This is a genomic window from Halorubrum persicum, assembly GCF_002727125.1.
GTDB classification, from domain to species: Archaea; Halobacteriota; Halobacteria; order Halobacteriales; family Haloferacaceae; genus Halorubrum; species Halorubrum persicum.
Window position 1 is genome coordinate 1 of record NZ_NHOA01000133.1, and the last position, 12,968, is coordinate 12,968.

Sequence of the window (12,968 nt, forward strand, 5' to 3'; positions counted from 1 at the left end):
CGACATCGACGTCGAGAAGTGGGGGTACTCGTCGGGAACGACGTGGATGGTCACGGTCTGACGAAGCGCGCGAGTCCGCGACGAGAGCGCGGTTACGGGTCGTACGCGACAAGCGACGACGCGTCGTCGGCGAACGCGACGGCGTCGGCGTCGAAGGAGTCGGCGTACCGAACGACGAGCGTGAGCAGCCGCTCCGGTTCGGTCAGCGTGTAGCCGTCGGTCCGGTCGAGGAGCCCGGCCGCTTCGAGGTCGGCGGCGGCGGTGCTCACGGTCGGTCGGGAGACCCCGAGCTCGGCCGCCAGGTCCGCGCCGGTCGCCGTCGGGTCGCGCAGCAGCGCGAGGATCATCCCCCGGGACGTATCGCGCCGCAGGTACCCGAGCGCGCGTTTGTCGAGGTCGCCGAACCTGTCGGCCGGGAAGTACCGTCGGTAGTCGGCGTCCTTCGCCGATTCGATCTCGCCCGCTTCCTCCAGCTTCCGGAGGTGGTGCTGCGCCTCGCCGGTGCCGAGCCGGAGGTCGTCGCGAAGCTTCGAGAAGTGAGCGCCGGGCGTCGTCGGCACGTACCCGCGGATCGCCTCGCGGGTCTCGTTCGCGTCGCCCCCGTCGCCGTCCGAGTCGGCGCTTGCGGTCCCGACGAACGGCGCGGCGGCTCCGATGGCGGCGAACCGCCGGAGCGTCTCGCGTTTCCGCCCGTCGATCCCGTCTGTCACGGGCGTAATCGTCGTCCGTTCGACTAAAGCACTTCGTTCGGGGCGGTATCGGACCGTTCCGGGCGGTGGGCGTCGATAGGGCGTCGCACCCGTCGACGGAACACTGCGGTCCCAAATCGCGATCGGCGACGGCGTCTCTCGGTCAGCTCTCTCGTTCGGTCTCGGCGTCGCCGTCGACGGCCTCCTCGTCCATCTCCTGGATGACCTCGTCGGCCGACTTGATGTCCGCGCCGGCGCCGCCGGCCTTGACGGCTTCGGCCTCCTTCTCCAGCTCCTCGACGTTCATCTCCGCGGACTCCTCGATCTGCCCGAGGATCTCGTCGATGTCGTCGAGCCCGAGCATCTTCCGGGTGTCGTCGTCGAACTCCTTCCCGTCGAGCCCTTCCATCTCCTGAACGTCGGAGCCGGAGAGGGCCTTGCCGTAGCGGCCGACGAGGCTGGTGAGCTCCTGGGGGAGGACGAACGTCGTCGATTCGCCCTTGCCGATCTCTTCGAGGGTCTCCATGCCGCGCTCGATGATGGCGCGCTCGCCCATCGACTCGGCCGAGCGCGCGCGGAGGACGGTGGAGATGGCGTCCCCCTGTGCCTCGAGGATCTGGCTCTGCTTTTCGCCCTGCGCGCGGATGATGTTGGACTGTTTGTCACCCTCGGCCTGCTCGACGGCGGAGCGGCGTTCCCCCTGCGCTTCGAGGATCATCGCGCGGCGACGGCGCTCGGCGGAGGTCTGCTGCTCCATCGCCTGCTGAACGTCCTTCGAGGGGTTGACCTCGCGGACCTCGACGCTCTCGACGCGGATCCCCCACTCGTCCGTCGGCTCGTCCAGCTCCTTCCGGATCTTCGCGTTGATCTCCTGCCGCTTGTTCAGCGTGTCGTCGAGTTCCATGTCGCCGAGGACGGCGCGCAGAGTGGTCTGCGCGAGGTTCGAGACGGCCTTCTTGTAGTCGTCCACTTCGAGGAACGCCTTCTTGGCGTCCATCACCTTGATGTAGACGACCGCGTCCGCCGTCACCGGCGAGTTGTCCCGCGTGATCGCCTCCTGACGGGGAACGTCCAGCGTCTGGGTCCGCATGTCGAACGCGTAGGTGCGGGAGACGAACGGCGGGATGAGGTTGATACCCGGCTCGAGCAGCTTCCGGTACTCACCGAAGACGGTGAGCGTCTTCTTCTCGTAGGCGTCGACGATCTCGAACGACTGCCACAGCGTGACGACCACCAGAAGCAGGAAGAGCAGCCCAACGCTCACCAGGCCGAAGCCGAGCCCGGATTGGAGGGTAATCGGATCCATGGACAGAAGTTGGACCAACGCGTTGTTAATACTTCGCCCGATCGGGGTGTACGCTCCAGCAACGCCGATCCCGTCGCACGGAACGCGGAGCCGGTCGCGCCCGGACGGAAGCGCGACGTCGGTCGGCGCGGGGAGACTGCGAACCGGGCGCCGGCGTGAGCGGGAGTCGTTTCGAAGATAACAAACCCTAAAACCCGGCTCGGCAACCGATCCCGTATGCATTTGCGGTTCGTCGGGCGGCTCGGGCTCGCAGACGCGGTGACGGTGGCGAACGCGGCGGTCGGCTTCCTCGCGGTCGTCGCCGCGGCCGTCGACCCCCGGCTCGCGGCCCGCCTCATCCTGCTCGCCGCGGTCGCGGACGGGCTCGACGGGGTCGTCGCGCGGCATCGCGGCTCCACGGACGCCGGTCCGTACCTCGACTCGCTGGCCGACGTGGCGTCGTTCGGGGTCGCTCCCGCCGCGCTCGTAGCGTTCGTCGTCCTCGATGCGCGGGCGTTCGCGACCGAACCGGTCTTCGTCGCCGCGAGCGTCGCCGTCGCGGCCCTGTTCGTCTCGATGGCGGTCGCCCGGCTCGGCATGTACACGGCCTACGACACCGACGAGCGCGAGACGGTGGGCGTGCCGACGACGCTGGCGGCCACGGTGCTCGCCGCGGCCGTCATCGCCGGCTACACCGCCCCCCCGCTGCTCGTCGCGGCGACCGCCGCGTTCGCCCTGCTGATGGGGTCGACCGTCACGTACCCCGACCTCCACGCGCAGGACGCGCTCGTGATGGGCGTCGTACAGGCGGCCGTGATCCTCACCCCGGTCGGCCACATGGTCACTTCGCTCCTCCCGGCGTGGATCGGGGAGGGGTTCGCGTTCGCGCTGCTGTTCCTCTCCGCCGGCTACCTCGTCCTCGGTCCGCGGTTCTACTGGGGGGACGGGATCCAGTCGCCGAGGGACGTGGACGACGCGACAGACGCCGACGCCGTCGAGGATCGCGGCGCCTAGGCTGTCGGCGCGTCACTGGGCGCGGCGGAACCACTCGGCACGAAACGGGTACACGGGTGAGTGGAGGGAAACGGGCGGACTGACAGCGCGGAACGGGTCGCAAAACGAGTTCGGGGGCCGCCTTACAGGAGGTCGTCGAAGTCCTTGTAGCGGGTGATGTCGACGCCCTCGTCGGTGACGACGGCGACGTTGATCCCGTTGCCGGACGCGAGGTCGCGCTCGACGGCGGACTGGATCGCCTTCGCGGCGATGGTCTTCGCCTCGTCGACGCTCACGTCATCGTGGTACTCCTGTTCGAGGACACCGAGGGCGTACTGGGAGCCGGAGCCGGTGACGGTGTACTCCTCCTCGGTCGTGCCGCCGAGGGCGTCGATCGAGTAGATGTGGGCGCCCTCGTCGTCGACGCCGCCGAGGATCGGCTGGACGATGTAGAACGCGCCCGACCGGAGGAGGTTCCCGGTGAGCGTCGACAGCGCTTCCATCGACATGTCCTTTCCGCGGCGAGTCTCGTAGAGGCTCGTCTCGGCTTTCAGCGTCGAGATGAGGTTCTGGGCCGCGGAGACGGAGCCGGCGATGGTCAGCGCGCCGCGCGGGTGGACCTCCTCGACCTTCTGGACATCCTTCGAGGAGACCATGCCGCCGAGAGAGGCGCGCATGTCGGTCGCCATCACGACGCCGTCGGCGGTCTTGATGCCGACCGTCGTGGTGCCGGTCTTCATCTCGCCCTCGCCGTCGGCCTGCGCCGCGCGGCGTTCGCTGTGTTCGAACTCGCCGATCTCCGGTCCGAAGACGGGCTGGTCGCGGCCAAGCTCTTCGGCCGGCCCGTCAGAGAGGTCGCCAGTCGGTGTTCGCATTACGCCTCCGTTGGCTCGGCGCGCTGATAAAGGCAACCCTTCGGGGACCGACCGCCGGTTCCGACGGGTCTATTCGTCGGCGACCGCGCTCCGACGATATTCAGACGACGCACGGCGAATACGCGCGCTCCGAGGCGCTGGATGGGGCACGGCAACGACGGTGAGGGACGAGTCACGGCAACGACGGTGAGCGTTCGACGTTGGCGGGCGCTCTGGATCGTCGGTGCGCTCGGGACGGGTGGTCCAGAAAACGAGTCGTCACGACGGCGCCGGCGCGTTCACTCCTCGGTGGCCTCGTATACCTCGCCGGTGGTCTCGACGAGCCGGCCGATGGGGACGTTGATACCGAGTTGCTCGCGGGCGAAGACGGCCACCGGGAACAGCGAGATCCCGATGGCGACGGTCGCCTGGTGCAGCCCGAAGAGAGCCGCCGTACGGATGCGGTCAAACATGGGTCTTCGAGCAACCGGAGCGGAGGTACGTATAAATACCTTCCGGGGAGCGCGAGCGACCCACCTCGACGCAGTCATGCGGTTTGGGGTCATAAATTAACGATTATGAAATATAAACGGGGGGCGGTCACGATCGGGATATTCACGGCGGTTCGAATCCCGCTCGTTTCCATAAGTTATGGGAATCGTTTGCGCCTCGTGCGCCTCGCCTCTAGGCGATCGCGACGCGATCCGAGATCGACGGCTCGGTCGTCCCCGTCGGCCTCGGAGCTATGCTCGGCGCTCGGATCGGTCCGGGTACGGACCGAACGCGATTTAACCGGTCCGTCGCCTATCACGCGGCGTGCAGAACGTTACGGACAGGACGCGGAACCCGTTCGGGATGCGACCGGACTGCGAGTCGTTCGTGCCCGGGTACGGCGACGCCAACGCCGACTTCCACGTGATCGGCGACTACCCCGGGGTCCACGGCGGCGCCGACACCGGCGTCCCGTTCACCGGCGAGCCGTGGTCGACCGCGTTCCTCTCCGCGCTGGTCGAAGGGGGACTGATCGCGGGGTTCGACGATCCCCCGACGAGTGACGACGACGCGACCGCCGGGCCGATCGCCGCTGACCGGACGTTCTTCTCGTATCTCCACATGTGCGTGTCCGACGGCCGCCCGGACGAGTCGTCGTACGACGACATGGAGCGGTTCTTCGACGCGGAGATCCGGGCGATCGCCGCCCACGTCCTCCTCCCGGTCGGCGCGCGCGCGACCGACCACGTCCTCCGGCAGTACACCTCGCGGGCGCACAAGACGGAGATCGACATGGACGCGCTCCACGCCGAGGAGCTGCTCGGCTCCGGGTGGCTCGTTCTCCCGATCAAAGACCCCGTCGAGTGGACCGAGGGTGACGGCGACCGCCTCGCCGCCGCGCTCCGCGAGCTCCGATCGACGGATTTCCGCCGCGAGAGCGACCTCGGGCGCTTCATCGCGGGCAGCGACCCGTACCTCGTCAGGTGACGCGCACCGGAGCACGGACCACCGCCCGCGGCGGCGCACCCCACTCAGTCCGATCGCTCGGCCGGATGGATGTGCGGTTCCGACATGGCTCCGAGGCTCCGATCGGATCGATTAGCGCGAATCCGAGAGATTAGTGTTCGAACGTCATTCATTCGCGGGACGCTGGTGTGATATTTGTCGCTACTCCCCGAATTTTATATCAGTCACCGTCTTTCGTCAGTAGGCGCCCGAACGATCGGGCGTCGGCCGTAGGACTGGTACTCCATACGGCGGCTTGGTCAGCACCGGCCCTCACGGGCCGTTTTTCGCGCCGCTCGGTCCTCGCCTACTCCGTCCCCAGCAGCGCGTCGAGGTACTGCCCGACGTGGTCGTCCATCCGTCTCTTGAACCCCGCCCGCCGGGCCAGCCGGTCGAGCTCTCGGGAGACGTACGTTCCGTACTGGACCGCCTTCTTGTCGGCCGTCCGGACCGACTCCGGCACGCGCCCGGTCGCCGCCCGCCGGAGCGCGATCTTGCGCTCGCCGTCGCTCGCGAGCAGTTCGCCCGGCAGCGAGAGCGCGGCCGCAACGACTCGGTCGTCGAGCAGCGGCGCGACCGGCTCGACCCCGGCGGCGCGGAGCGCGAGCACGTCGCGTTCGAGCTGTCCGGGGAGCGTTCGGACGGTCTCGGTCCGCGCGCCTCGCACCGTCTCCGCGGTGACGCGGTCGTCGCCGACGGGGTCGGCGACCTTGCTGTAGCCGCCGAACAGCTCGTCGGCGCCCTGCCCCACGGCGAGCCGATCGATACCGTCGGCCGCGGCCGCCTCCGCCGCGACGTACAGCGGGACCGCGATCGCGACGTCCATCGGGTTGCGCCGTCCGGTCGCCGCGGCCACCTCGCGGACCGCGCGCACGAGGTCGTCGTGGGTGATCTCGACGACGCGGAGTTCCAGCTCCATCGCCGCGGCGGCCTCGCGGGCGGCCTCGATGTCGTGACACCCCTCGAACCCGGCGACGTAACACGGCGCGTCCGGGACCGCGGCGGCGACGACGCCCGAGTCGACACCGCCGGAGAAGGCCACCGCGAGGTCGCCGGCGTCGCTTCCCGGTTCGGGTCCGGCAACGTCGAGATCGGCGAGCGCGGCGCCGAGGGCGTCGTCGACCGCGGCCTGTCCGGACTCAGCGTCGACCGCGCCGCCGTCCGGAAGCGACCAGACGCGCTCGGTCCCCGCCGCCGACACGAGAGCGCCTGCCGGGACGGGTTCCGGTTCGTCGAGGTCGGTCCGGTCGAAGCTCCACGCGTCGGCAGCCGTGGGATCGCGGTCGGTGGTTGGATCGCAGTCGGTGGCTGGATCGCCGTCGGTCGCTGACCCGCCCTCGGGCGCCACGCCCGCGGCGCCGCGCTCGACGAACAGCGGTTGGCGGCCGAGCGCGTCCCTGACGAGCACCGACCCCTCGCGGTCCGGCGGATCGCGAAGGAGCCCCGCGAAGCCGCGTCCGCCGGGGAGGGCGTCTCCGTCACGGAGGGCGTCGCGGACGTGCTCGGGTGATGCCCCGCACAGCTCGGTGGGATGAGCGCCGCCCATCGCGGTCACCGCAACGCGTCCAGCGCCCGGAGCGCGCGGCGCTTGGCCCCGCCGCCGAACTGGCGGAGCGAGACGCGCCACGGCGTCCGTTTCCCGACGACGCTGGTCCGACCGTCGGCGATCCCCTCGAGGATCGCCGCCGCCGAGCGCTCGTCGGCACCGACCTCGGTCACGGCCTGTCCGACCATCTCCGAGATGTGGGCGTCGCTGCCGGCGGTCATCGGGAGCCGGTTCCGGATCGCGAACTTCTCGGCCTGTCGGTTCGACCGCCCCGTGAACAGCCGCGAGTTGTACACTTCGAGGGCGTCGGCGCTCGCCAGCTGCTCGTCGCTGATGTGGGCCGCGACGCCGTGCCGGGACTTCTGGAAGGGGTGGGGAACGACCGCGATCCCGCCCTGATCGCGGATGCGATCGAGCGTCTCGTCGAAGGGGAGCCCGCTCTCGACGCGCTCGCGGATGCCGAACGCGAGGACGTGGCCGGCCGCGCTCGTCACCTCCATGCCGACGATGCCGACGAGCCCGTAGTCGGGGGCCTTCTCGGCCGCCTCGATGCTGGCGTCGATCTCGTCGTGGTCCGTGACGGCGAGCGCGTCCAGTCCGACCGCCGACGCCTGCTCCAAGAGGAGGTCAACCGGGTCGCGTCCGTCGTAGGACAGCGCGGAGTGCGCGTGCAGCTCGACCGATAACACGCGCTCTGATTCGGGCGTGCTGTTCAAAAGCGCCCCGGTCCGCGGCGGTTCGCGTCGAAAGCGGCGGGCGAGTCCGCGCCGGCGACGCGGTCCGGGAAAAACGACTCCGGCGCCGGGCCGGCCGGTCAGAACGCGCTTCCGCCGACCGTCTCGCGGTACGTTCCGGTCCCGCGGTGCGCCGCCACGTCCCACGTCTCGACCGCGACCAGCACGCGGGTGTTCAGGGCGTCGGCCGGCGCGTCCTCGATCCGGAGCGTCGAGTCGCCGATGCGGGCGACGGCCGTGTCGCCCTCCTGACCGGTGACCATCACCTCAATCACGTCGCCGGTGTCGTAGTCGGGCGTCGAGCCTCGGAACGAGAACCCGGCGAAGAACTTGTCGAAGCGGCTCATGCGCGCGACACCTCCTCGGAGGTCCGGTCGGGAATGTACTCCCGCCCGAACCCGGTGATCGCGGCGATCAGGAAGACGATCACGAGGAACCAGCCGTGGAACACGTACGGCACGACCTCGATGGGGTTGACCACCATCGCGTCGCCGTACTCGGCGCCGAGCCCCCCTGGACCCACCATCACCTGGTAGCCGACGAGGACGCCGCCGGCCCACGGGAAGATGTACCCGAGCGCCGAGGTGTTCGCGTCGAGAATGTTCGCGCGCCGGTAGCCGTTGATGTTGAACTTCTCGCCGATCCGCGCGATGTACGGGGCGATCGCGATCTCCGCGGCGGTGTTGATCGTGATCATCCCGTTGATCGTCGCCGTGCCGAGCACCATCGTCAGCTCGGCCCGCCGGACGTTGGTCGCGACGGAGTTCAACAGGAACTCCAAGATCGCCTCGAAGCCGCCCCCGCGGATCATGATCTGCGCCATCGACACGATCAGCAGCGTCAACACGATGAGCGGGAAGAAGCCGGTCGCGCCCGTATAAAGGCTCCCGCCCACGCCCGTGGTCTCGCCGACCGCGACGAACGGCAGCGCGGTGAACGTTCCGGCCTCGCTCACGGTGAACACGAGGATGTCGCTCACCGACGAGAGCCCGAACAGGAGGTTGGACGCGACGGCGACGACGATCCCCCACGAGATCGCCTCGACGATGTGTCGGCCCGCGACCGCGGTCACGATCACGACGCCCATCGAGATCAGGTGGACCAGCCCCGCCGCAGCCGCGTCGAGTTCGGCCGCGCCCTCGAGGCTCGCGCCCGGTAGGACCGAGCCCATGACCAGGTACGCGACGAACGCGGGCACCGCCGCCGCGATCGCGTACTTGAACCGCGAGGCGACCACGCCGCCGATGTCGGCATCCTGCGTCACCGCGCTCACGATCGTCGTGTCACTGACGGGCGCGAGGTTGTCGCCGAACACGGCGCCCGACAGGATCGCGGCGAACAGCAGCACCGGGTTCGCGCCGAGGAGGACCCCGGCCGGGAAAAAGAGGGTCACGAACGCGATGGTCGCGCCGTACCCCGTCCCGATTCCGGTCGCGAGCAGCCCACAGAGAACGAACGCGGCCGCCGGGAACGTCGCCCCGCCGACGTTCAACGCGTCGGCGGCGAAGATGAGCCCGTTGACGAACCCGCCGACTTGGAGCGTGTCGGCGAACATCCCGGCCCACAGCCACGCGACGATCGCCGTGGCGGCGACGCGCTGGGTCATCCCCTCGAAGATGGTGTCCGCGTACGTCTTCCAGCTCCCGCGAACGAAGAACATCCCGAGGATCGTCCCGATCAGCGCCCCGATAACGAGTCCGTCCGAGCCGCCGACTCTGAGGATTCCGCTCTGGAAGATGGCCCAGACGATGAAGAAGGCGAGGGGGATCGTGCTCGCCCACTTCCCGCCGTAGAACGTGATCCGCGGCTCGGCGTCTGTCTCCGTTCCCGTCCCGGCGCTGAGTCCGCCGTCAGTCGCGAGCTCGCCGCTCGTCTCGGACTCGCTCCCCGACGCGGATCCGACGTCGGACACGTCGGAGCCGCCCCCGCCGGGCGGAGCGCAGTCGGGTGGTTCGTCGCCGGTCCGGTCGATCGGGTCGCCGTCGGATTCGTCGGTCATGTGTCTTTCCCACGCATCCGGTAACCCACGACCTACGTAAACCCTCGTGTCCCGCATCCGTCGGCGCGTCCGCCCCTCGTCCCGCTCGCGTCACTCGACGTGGGCTCTCGCGGTCGTCCGGGAGAGCCACAAGAACACGCTTAAGAACCCCGACGCCGACCCCACAGACGGGAACAGCACAGCTGCAGATCCGACGCGCCGGGGTCTTTTCGCCCACGGCTTGGGAATGTAGCAGTGCGCCGACGCCTCCGGCGTCGCGGTCGGGACGCCCGCTTCCGCGGGCCGCCCGGTCGGACCGCTCGACTCGCGAGCCGTCCGTCAGCCGCGCCGCGCGGAGTCGCGGTCACGTTGCGGTTGTGCCGTTCCAACCAGATACACAATGGCACGAATGCACACGCGCCGTCGCGGTTCGTCCGGTTCGGACAAGCCGGCGACGGACGAGAACCCGGAGTGGAGCGACGTCGACGCCGAGGACATCGAGTCCCGCGTCGTCGAACTGGCAGAGCAGGGTCACGACCCCAGCGTCATCGGACTCAAGCTCCGTGACGAGGGCGTCAAGGGCGTCCCGGTGCCCGACGTGAAGCTGGCCACCGGCAAGAAGGTCACCGAGATCCTCGATGAGCACGACGCGGACTCGGAGCTCCCCGAGGACCTCCGGAACCTGATGTCCCAGGCCATCCGCCTGCGCGAGCACATGGCGGAGAACGGGCAGGACCACCAGAACAAGCGCGCGCTCCAGAACACGGAGTCGAAGATCCGCCGCCTCGCGAACTACTACCGCGGCGACAAGATCGACGAGGAGTTCACGTACACCTACGAGAACGCCGCCGAGCTCCTCGGCGACAACTGACGACGCCGAGGCCGGCTCCGACGGGGAGCGGCTCGGACGAGTAACCGACACGACGCGACAGCAGGTCGCGACGAACTGACGCGACGCGTCGATTCGCGACGCATCGATCCACGACGAACCGACCCAGAACGCACCGCCCCACGACCGCACCACACGACCCACCCGATGACCGAAGCCACATCCGTCACGCCCGCCCCCGACGCCCTCGCCGGCGTCCTCGCGGACGCGCCGTTCGCCCGGCTCGTCGCGACCGACGACGGCGACGCGCTCGCGGCAGCCGCGCTCCTCGCACGAGCGCTGCGGGCGGTCGGCACGCCGTTCCAAGTCCGCGTGTCTCGGGACCCCGTCCCCGACGCCCGCGACGACGCCGTCGCGGTGGCCGTCGGCGCGGATCGGGGCCCGCACGCGATACCCGGCACGAGGCGCCCGGCGAGCGCGGACGCGTTCGCGATCGCGCGCGCCCTCGGCGACGACGATCCCGATCCGGTCGTCGCGCTCGCCGGCGTCGTCGCCGCCGGCTCCGTGCCCGGCACGGACGGCTCCGGCGACGCCTTGGCGGCGGCCGAGGGCGACGACCGGGTCCGCAGACGCCCCGGCGTCGCGCTCCCGACCGCCGACGTGGCGGACGGGCTCGCGGCCTCGACGCTCGTCCGGACGCCGTACTCCGGCGACGGCGAGGCCGCGCGCGCCGCGCTCGCGGAGCTCGGGCTCCCGGCCGACATCGACGACGACGCCCACCGACGCCTCGCGTCGCTTGTCGCCGTCGACGTCGCCGACGCGGACGGCGCGAGCGCGCGGGCCGCCTCGGCGGTCGAGCGCGCGCTCCGCCCCTACGCGACGGTCGGCGACGCGGCGCCGTTCGAGACGGTCGGCGGCTACGCCGACGTGCTCGACGCGCTCGCCCGCGAGGCTCCCGGCACGGGAGTCGCGCTGGCGCTCGACGCCGACCCGGACACCGAGCTGCGGACCGCCACGCTCGACGCCTGGCGGACGCACGGGCTCGCCGCGCACCGCGCCCTCGACGCCGCGACGGCCGCCCGGTACGACGGCTGCTTCGTCGCTCGCGTCGACCTCGCGGGAGACGACACCGGGGGCGGTGACGGGGCCGCGCCCGACGCGGCCGCCGTCCTGCCGACGGTCGCCCGGCTCGCCCGGGACTTCCGGTCGCCGGAGCCGGTCGCGGTCGCGGTCGACGAGGCCGCGGGTCTGCTGGCGGCCGCCGCGATCAACGGGAGTCGCGCAGCGGACGACGCGCCCCCCGAGCCGATCGGCATCGGCGACGCCTGCCGGTCCGCGGCGGGCGACGTCGGCGGCGACGGCTGGGGGACCGCCGAGCGCGGCGGGATCGCGGTCGCAGAGAGCGAGATCGACGGCGACATCACGGGCGCGCTCGCCGCGCTCAGGGAGGCGCTATGAGCGGGGAGTCCGCTCCGAGCGAGAGTGAGGGCCGGACCGCGACCGTCCGGACGACCCACGCCGACGCCGCCCTCGTCGCCGCCGCGCTCGCCCCGGACGAGACCGACTCGATGGCCACCCGCGTCGACGGCGACGCGATCGAGTGCGTCGTCGAGCGCCCCACCACCGGCGGGCTGCGGTCGACCGTGGACGACCACGTCGTGAACCTACGCGTCGCGGACCGACTCGTCGAGCGCGCGAGGGCCCACCTCGCGGCCGACGACGGAGCGCGCCGCTCCGACACCAACGGCGACACAGACACCAACACATGAGCGAACGATCCGTATCCAAGAGCAGAGAACAGAAGCGCTGGTACACCGTGCTGGCGCCCGAACAGTTCGACCGGCAGGAGCTCGGCGAGACGCTCGCCGAGGAGCCCGAGCAGGTCGTCGGCCGCACGATCACGACGACGCTGGGCGAGCTGACCGGCGACTCCGGCGCGAACAACACGAAGCTCACGTTCAAGATCACCGACGTGGGCAGCGACACGGCCTACACCGAGTTCATCAAGTACGAGCTCACGCGGGACTACCTGCGCTCGCTCGTCCGCCGCGGCGCCTCGAAGGTCGAGGCGTCGATCACGGTGCTGACGACGGACGACTACCGCATCCGCGTCCAGCCCGTCGCGCTGACGACGAAGAAGGCCGATCGCTCGCAGGAGAAGGCGATCCGCCGCGTCATGATCGACAAGGTCCACGCGGCCGCCGAGGACCGCACCTTCGAGTCGTTCGTCGACGCCATCGTCGAGGGGAACCTCTCGTCGGCCATCTACGGCGACGCGAAGCTCATCTACCCGCTTCGCCGCGTCGAGGTCCAGAAGCTGACCCTCGAAGCACGCCCGTCCGAGGTCGCCGCCGAAGAGGAGACCGCCGTCGACGTCGACGCCGGNNGTCGACGTCGACGCCGACGAAGTGGCCGTCGACGCCGACGAGTAACGCCTCGCCGAGCGACTCCGCAGTTTTTCCGTTTATCGATCACCCAGCGGCGGCGCTATCCAGAATGGAGATCGGAGACGGTGGCGCGTGCCTCCGAGCGCCCACCGGGCGCGAGGAGCACGCGCGAGGGA

The 12,968-nt window shown here is 70.3% G+C and carries 14 protein-coding genes and 1 pseudogene; 7 read left to right on the plus strand and 8 right to left on the minus strand.

The features are described from left to right. Positions 1-61 (plus strand): DUF7123 family protein (locus tag DJ69_RS19310; protein WP_449404444.1); only part of this gene is annotated, 61 nt, incomplete at its 5' end. A 31-nt stretch (positions 62-92) separates the two neighbouring features. On the opposite strand, the gene DJ69_RS14195 is transcribed toward DJ69_RS19310, so the two are convergent. After that, entirely contained in the window at positions 93-710 is a 618-nt protein-coding gene (locus tag DJ69_RS14195; RefSeq protein WP_099256201.1) for a winged helix-turn-helix transcriptional regulator, read from the minus strand. 142 nt (positions 711-852) lie between these two features. After that, positions 853-1,995, minus strand: coding sequence for an SPFH domain-containing protein (locus DJ69_RS14200; RefSeq protein WP_099256202.1), 1,143 nt, complete (start codon positions 1,993-1,995; stop codon positions 853-855). 216 nt (positions 1,996-2,211) lie between these two features. On the opposite strand from DJ69_RS14200, the gene DJ69_RS14205 reads away from it, so the two are divergent. Beyond that, positions 2,212-2,988 (plus strand): protein sorting system archaetidylserine synthase, encoded by a 777-nt coding sequence (locus DJ69_RS14205; protein WP_099256203.1) that lies wholly within the window; start codon positions 2,212-2,214, stop codon positions 2,986-2,988. 122 nt (positions 2,989-3,110) lie between these two features. Here the strand turns inward: DJ69_RS14205 and psmB are convergent, their stop codons facing one another. Together psmB and DJ69_RS18535 are read right to left on the minus strand one after the other, a co-directional pair. Further along, entirely contained in the window at positions 3,111-3,842 is a 732-nt protein-coding gene (gene psmB / locus DJ69_RS14210; RefSeq protein WP_099256204.1) for an archaeal proteasome endopeptidase complex subunit beta, read from the minus strand. Between the two features lie 278 nt (positions 3,843-4,120). Continuing rightward, complete coding sequence (locus tag DJ69_RS18535; RefSeq protein ID WP_180271835.1) at positions 4,121-4,294, minus strand: hypothetical protein; 174 nt, start codon at positions 4,292-4,294, stop codon at positions 4,121-4,123. A 343-nt stretch (positions 4,295-4,637) separates the two neighbouring features. Between DJ69_RS18535 and DJ69_RS14215 the strand changes: the two genes are divergently transcribed. Then, a complete protein-coding gene (locus DJ69_RS14215) occupies positions 4,638-5,300 on the plus strand; it encodes a uracil-DNA glycosylase family protein (RefSeq protein ID WP_099256205.1) in 663 nt (220 codons plus the stop codon). 325 nt (positions 5,301-5,625) lie between these two features. Here the strand turns inward: DJ69_RS14215 and DJ69_RS14220 are convergent, their stop codons facing one another. From DJ69_RS14220 to DJ69_RS14235, 4 genes are all read right to left on the minus strand, one after another. Then, positions 5,626-6,864: an asparagine synthase C-terminal domain-containing protein gene (locus DJ69_RS14220; RefSeq protein WP_099256212.1), complete on the minus strand. Its 1,239-nt coding sequence runs from the start codon at positions 6,862-6,864 to the stop codon at positions 5,626-5,628. Between the two features lie 5 nt (positions 6,865-6,869). Next, on the minus strand, positions 6,870-7,553 hold the full coding sequence (locus DJ69_RS14225; RefSeq protein ID WP_099256206.1) for a PHP domain-containing protein: 684 nt from the start codon (positions 7,551-7,553) through the stop codon (positions 6,870-6,872). A 125-nt stretch (positions 7,554-7,678) separates the two neighbouring features. Next, positions 7,679-7,945, minus strand: a complete 267-nt coding sequence (locus DJ69_RS14230; RefSeq protein ID WP_099256207.1) for a DUF7513 family protein — start codon at positions 7,943-7,945, stop codon at positions 7,679-7,681. After that, entirely contained in the window at positions 7,942-9,597 is a 1,656-nt protein-coding gene (locus DJ69_RS14235; protein ID WP_099256208.1) for a Na+/H+ antiporter NhaC family protein, read from the minus strand. Before DJ69_RS14235 ends, DJ69_RS14230 begins: the two co-directional genes overlap by 4 nt. Before the next feature lie 379 nt (positions 9,598-9,976). On the opposite strand from DJ69_RS14235, the gene DJ69_RS14240 reads away from it, so the two are divergent. From DJ69_RS14240 to DJ69_RS14255, 4 genes and pseudogenes are all read left to right on the plus strand, one after another. Beyond that, positions 9,977-10,447, plus strand: a complete 471-nt coding sequence (locus DJ69_RS14240; RefSeq protein WP_099256209.1) for a 30S ribosomal protein S15 — start codon at positions 9,977-9,979, stop codon at positions 10,445-10,447. Positions 10,448-10,612: 165 nt separating this feature from the next. Beyond that, positions 10,613-11,863 carry an exonuclease RecJ gene (locus DJ69_RS14245; RefSeq protein WP_099256210.1) on the plus strand — a complete coding sequence of 417 codons (1,251 nt, stop codon included), beginning with the start codon at positions 10,613-10,615 and terminating at the stop codon, positions 11,861-11,863. Then, complete coding sequence (locus DJ69_RS14250) at positions 11,860-12,174, plus strand: KEOPS complex subunit Pcc1 (RefSeq protein WP_099256211.1); 315 nt, start codon at positions 11,860-11,862, stop codon at positions 12,172-12,174. Before DJ69_RS14245 ends, DJ69_RS14250 begins: the two co-directional genes overlap by 4 nt. Next, positions 12,171-12,837, plus strand: a pseudogene (locus DJ69_RS14255) (30S ribosomal protein S3ae). The gene DJ69_RS14250 and the pseudogene DJ69_RS14255 overlap by 4 nt, the downstream one beginning before the upstream one ends. Positions 12,838-12,968: the final 131 nt, after the last annotated feature.